The sequence below is a fragment of the Specibacter sp. NPDC078692 genome, assembly GCF_040686835.1.
Classification (GTDB): Bacteria; Actinomycetota; Actinomycetes; order Actinomycetales; family Micrococcaceae; genus Specibacter.
In genome coordinates, this window is sequence record NZ_JBFBLV010000061.1 from 1 (window position 1) to 5,072 (window position 5,072).

Below are 5,072 nucleotides of genomic sequence, written 5' to 3' on the forward strand. Positions count from 1 at the left end.
AACATCACCATTCACGGCATCACCCCCGACGACGTCGCCGGCGCCCCGCGTTTTGCCGATGTCTTTGGCGAGGTCAACGCGTTCATTGGCGCCGCCTTTTTTACAAAGGTGACCACCCGCCGTCGAACTTTAAGCGCAGATGCTTTAAGCGTAGGTGTGTGTTTTAGCCGATGATGGCGTACATGAAGCGGAAGAAGATGGAGGCCAGCACTGCAATGTAGAGCAGGCCGACGATCACCCAAGCCCATTCGTTGAGGACTTTGGTCAGTGCCGCCGGGGCGGGGATCACGCCGTGGTTCACATTGCGCAGCGTAGTGAACACAAAGATCGGGATCATCATGGACCACACGATCATGCAGTAGGGGCACAGTACGGCCAGCGTGTACAAGGCTGTAAACCAGAACCAGCACACCAAGGCCATGCCGGCAGTGATGCCGATCTGCACGCAGATCCAGAACCAGCGGTTCATGCGTGCGCCGGCCAGCAGGACCACGCCAATGGTGATCACGACGGCAAAGGCGCAGATTCCAATGAACGGATTGGGGAAGCCCAGAAGTGCGGCTTCAGGTGTCTTCATGACATCGCTGCAGGAGATCCAGGAATTGAAATCACAGCTGGCTGACGCATTGGGGTCCACATACAAGTGCAGCCGTTCCATCACCAAAGTGAAGGACGCGATCCACGCAATGACTCCGGTGATGACCAGCAACCAGCCAAACGGTTTGGCCCGGGCCATGGCTGGTTTGTCCAGATCTGCGGGATCACTGGTGGAAACGTTGGTGCTGGGCATGGAGTCCTATTCCTCGCGAGCGGCGTGATTGTGTCCTGATTGTAGCGCGTGAATCTAGGCGCGCCCTGCGCGGAATCGTGGGATGGACAGGCTCGTATGAGACAATGGGTTCGGCTGGTTGGTGATCCACATGCGCCTTTCGGTCCAATGGCACGCCCACGGGCTGCTGGAGAAGAAGCTGCCTCGTGTGCAGCCATCCACCAGCCACGTTTCTCGCAAACCATTGGCTTTTCAGAGCTTGCGCACCCATCAAGTTGGTGCCGCCTGAAAAGTAATTAGACGACTTCCGTCAACGCCCGAGGGTGTTGGCACATCGGCCGAACTTGGCACCCGATGTGGGGGTGCCGATTCGGCGCGAAGGTAATGCCCACAATGGAAAATGAACAACCCACACTCGACAACACAGATGTTGCGCAGGTAGCTCCGGTTAAGGCTCGTGCCACGCGATCGCGCCGCGCCACCTCAGCAGTGACCAGCCCCGGTGCCAACGCTGCTGCAACAGCCGCTGCTAAAGCACCTGCCAAGGCACCTGTTGCGGAAGCTGCTGCGGTTGCGCCGGCTGAAGTGGCCGAGGCCGCCCCTGTCAAGAAAGCCCCCGTGCGACGCAGCCGGGCCAAGAAGACCGAGACCGCCGCTGATGCAGCCCCGGCTGTCGCAGTTTCCGCCGCTGACACGAACGCTGACACGAACGCTGACACGAACAGTGCCGCAGCCAAAGCCACCGAAACCAAGGCTGCCGAGACCAGTACGGCCGACCCGTCGCTGCTCGATGCCATCGCCGAGGCGGCTGCCACGGACGCCACGGCTCCTGTCACGGCTCCCGTCAAGAAGACCACCCGCCGCCGCGCCAGTGCCCCTGTCACTGCTCCTGTTTCGGCTGAGGTTGCCGGGCAGGGCGAGCTGAGCTTGGCAGGCGAGGAGCCGGCAGCTGCTGGGCAGACCGAAGCCCTTCAGGCTGAGGTTTCGCAGACTGAAACAACTCCGGTCAAGAAGGCCCCGGCTCGGCGCAGCCGAGCAGCCAAGGCACCTGTCACCAAGGTTGCCGCCACCGAAGCTATTGCGGCTGAGGTTGCCGCCACCGGAATTGTTGCCGCCGACGTTCAGGCCACCGCAACCGCTGCGGAGGAGTCCTCTACTAGCGCCGCCGCCGATGCAGCCCCGGCAGCCAGCCGTTCCACACGGAGGGCGCCTGCTCGCCGCGCCGCCGCCAAGGCTGGTGCCCCGGCCGCAGCCTCTTCGGCCGCGACAGCTGCAGCTGCTCAGGAATCCGCACCGGAGCATAGTACTCAGGCCACTGACACCACGAACACCTCAGCTGCGGTAGATTCCACTCCGTCCGAGACTGCAGCCGCGGAGACTGCCGGCGCCGAGAGTGTTGCTGCGGCTCCCCGGGTCACCCGTGGCCGCCGTCGAACTGCCACGAAAGCTGCCGGTCCCGCAACTGATCCTGTTGCAGCGCAAACTCCGGCCGAAGAAGCAGCGTCGGCTGAGCCTGCTGCGACTGAGCCCAACACGAGCACCTCCGCTGACACGACCGTCTCCGCCACTACTGCACCTGCCACGGCTGCAGTTCAGGATCACCCCGCGCATGTAACGGAGTCCTTGTTCTTGGCACCAGATGCCGGCATCTCGGCACTGTTCTTGGCACCGGATCTCAGCTTGGCTGTGCCCGCAGCCACTGTCCAGGATGGCTCGGACGGCGACAACGGTGACAACCAGCGCTCCGGCACAGACACCGAGCAGCGCGGCCGCAACCGGAATCGCAACCGCCGCCCGCGTGCGAGTGATGCTGACGCTGGTGAAAGCACCGAGGACATCGAGACTTCTGAAAATGACCATGATGGCTCGGACGACGGCGTGACCTCCCGCCGTCGTCGCCGTCGCCGCCGTGGTGACCAGGATCTGGAACTGACCGGCGGTAGCGATGAAGACCCGCCCAACACGGTGACCCGGGTCCGTGCCCCCCGCGTGCCCACCGAGTCCGCAGCTGGCGTCAGCAACCGCGTCACGAGCTTGCGCGGCTCCACGCGTTTGGAAGCGAAGAAGCAGCGCCGCCGCGATTCCCGCGACTCCGGCCGCCGCCGCACGGTCATCACCGAGGCCGAGTTCTTGGCTCGCCGCGAATCTGTTGACCGCGTCATGGTGGTCCGCCAAGCCGATGACCGGATCCAGATCGGTGTCCTCGAAGACGGCATCTTGGCCGAGCACTTCGTGTCAAAAACCCAGCAGGACTCCTTGATCGGCAACGTCTACGTGGGCAAGGTCCAGAACGTGCTGCCGAGCATGGAAGCGGCCTTCGTCGACATTGGGCGCGGCCGCAACGCCGTTCTGTACGCCGGTGAAGTTGACTGGGATGCCGCTAACCTCAACGGCCAGCCGCGCCGCATCGAAAATGCGCTCAAGTCCGGCGACTCCGTCCTGGTGCAGGTCTCCAAAGACCCGGTGGGCCACAAGGGTGCCCGCCTGACCAGCCAGATTTCCCTGCCCGGCCGCTACCTTGTGTTTGTGCCCGGTGGCTCCATGACAGGCATCTCACGTAAGCTGCCCGACGTCGAACGTAACCGCCTCAAGCGTGTCCTGAAGGATCACCTGCCGGAGAACGCTGGCGTCATTGTTCGTACCGCAGCCGAAGGTGCTAGTGAGGAAGAGCTCACCAATGACATCAACCGTCTGCGTGCGCAGTGGGAAGGCATCAATAGCCGCGCTGCTTCTACGAAGACGCTGGCTCCAGAAATGCTGTACGGCGAACCTGATCTGACTATCAAGGTGGTTCGCGACGTCTTCAATGAAGACTTCAGCAAGCTCATCGTCTCCGGTGAAGACGCGTGGGACACCATCGAAGCGTATGTGACATATGTGGCCCCTGATCTGCTGGATCGCCTCGAGAAGTGGACCAAGTCCGAGGATATTTTCGCCGCACATCGCATTGACGAGCAAATCAACAAGGCACTTGAGCGCAAGGTCTTCTTGCCCTCTGGCGGCTCGCTGGTCATTGACCGCACCGAAGCCATGACCGTGGTGGACGTCAATACCGGCAAGTTCACCGGCTCCGGCGGAAACCTGGAAGAAACTGTCACCAAGAACAACCTTGAAGCCGCCGAGGAAGTGGTTCGTCAGCTGCGTTTGCGCGACATTGGCGGGATCATCGTCATTGACTTCATCGACATGGTTTTGGAATCCAACCGCGATCTAGTGCTACGCCGTCTGGTTGAGTGCCTGGGCCGCGACCGGACCAAGCACCAAGTTGCCGAGGTCACCTCGCTGGGTCTGGTGCAGATGACGCGCAAGCGCATGGGTACCGGCTTGCTGGAAGTCTTCGGCGAGCAGTGTGGCACCTGTGCCGGTCGTGGCATGGTCACGCACGAGATCCCCGTGGAGCACCGCCGCACGCATTCCCCGGCCCTCGAAGCAGCTCAGATCCACGCGCCCAAGCAGGAACAGCGCGAACCCGAGCGCACGGCTAACCGGTCAACTCGCAGTGAACGTAAGCGTAACCGCAACCGTGGACATCAGGACGGGCAAGAGCAAGAAGAAGTAACCACCCCGGTGGTTGAAGAGTTGAGCGACGCAGCTAAGGCACAAAAGGCTCACGAAGCCCGCACCGCTCTGGCGAACATTGCAGCGGCAGCTGCCGCTACGCACCACGAGCACGCTCCTGAGCAGCACGCTGAAGGTAGAACAGCAGGAACAGCAGCAGGGGAGTCTGCCCAGCAGCACGACTCTGCCGACTCTGCCACTCTCACCCTTGGTGGGGAAGCCATTGAACTGCCGCGTGGACACCGCAGCGAAAGCAGTGGCTTTGCGCAGCCCAACAATGCTGATCAGGCAGCAGCCTTGGCTGGTCTGACTCAGGCGTTGGATCAGCTCGCTGCCCCCAGCCAGGAATCAGCCCATGACGGTGCCGATTCAGGTGGAAACCGATCGCGCGCACGTCGTGGCCGGCGCAACCGTAGCGCCCGTAGCGCTCAGGGTGGAGCTGACATGACGGTAGAGACCGTCGATGCGGTCCCTGCAGCTCAGGGTTCCACACCGCATAGCAGCGCTAAAGCGGAGATCCCTGCTCCCGCAGCCGCCGTCAAAAAGAACGCCGAGCCCATCATTTTGGGTGTAGGAGTTCCGGCTTCCGAGCTGTAGTAGTCCCGGCTCGGTTGAACTGGCCCGCAGCGGTGACACAAAAAGCACCTTTTTGTGCAAGACCTGAGACTCGCGAAAGCGCATCACGCACCTGCGCTATTTCTTTGTGCGGGCCGCCTCCGGGAAACAGCTGGAGGAAGGCGCCGGC

2 protein-coding genes are annotated in these 5,072 nt (G+C 62.2%); one reads left to right on the forward strand and one right to left on the reverse strand.

The features are described 5' to 3' along the window. Positions 1-163: 163 nt before the first annotated feature. Entirely contained in the window at positions 164-790 is a 627-nt protein-coding gene (locus tag AB0O97_RS20130) for a vitamin K epoxide reductase family protein (protein ID WP_363885035.1), read from the reverse strand. A gap of 372 nt (positions 791-1,162) precedes the next feature. Here AB0O97_RS20130 and AB0O97_RS20135 point away from each other — a divergent pair, with 372 nt between their 5' ends. Further along, a complete protein-coding gene (locus tag AB0O97_RS20135) occupies positions 1,163-4,924 on the forward strand; it encodes an Rne/Rng family ribonuclease (RefSeq protein WP_363885038.1) in 3,762 nt (1,253 codons plus the stop codon). Positions 4,925-5,072 lie beyond the last annotated feature (148 nt).

What these genes read in the sequence shown, in the direction of transcription:
- AB0O97_RS20135 (WP_363885038.1), top strand. Translation starts at nt 1,163, where the DNA reads ATGGAAAATGAACAACCCACACTCGACAACACAGATGTTGCGCAGGTA.
- AB0O97_RS20130 (WP_363885035.1), bottom strand. Translation starts at nt 790, where the DNA reads ATGCCCAGCACCAACGTTTCCACCAGTGATCCCGCAGATCTGGACAAA.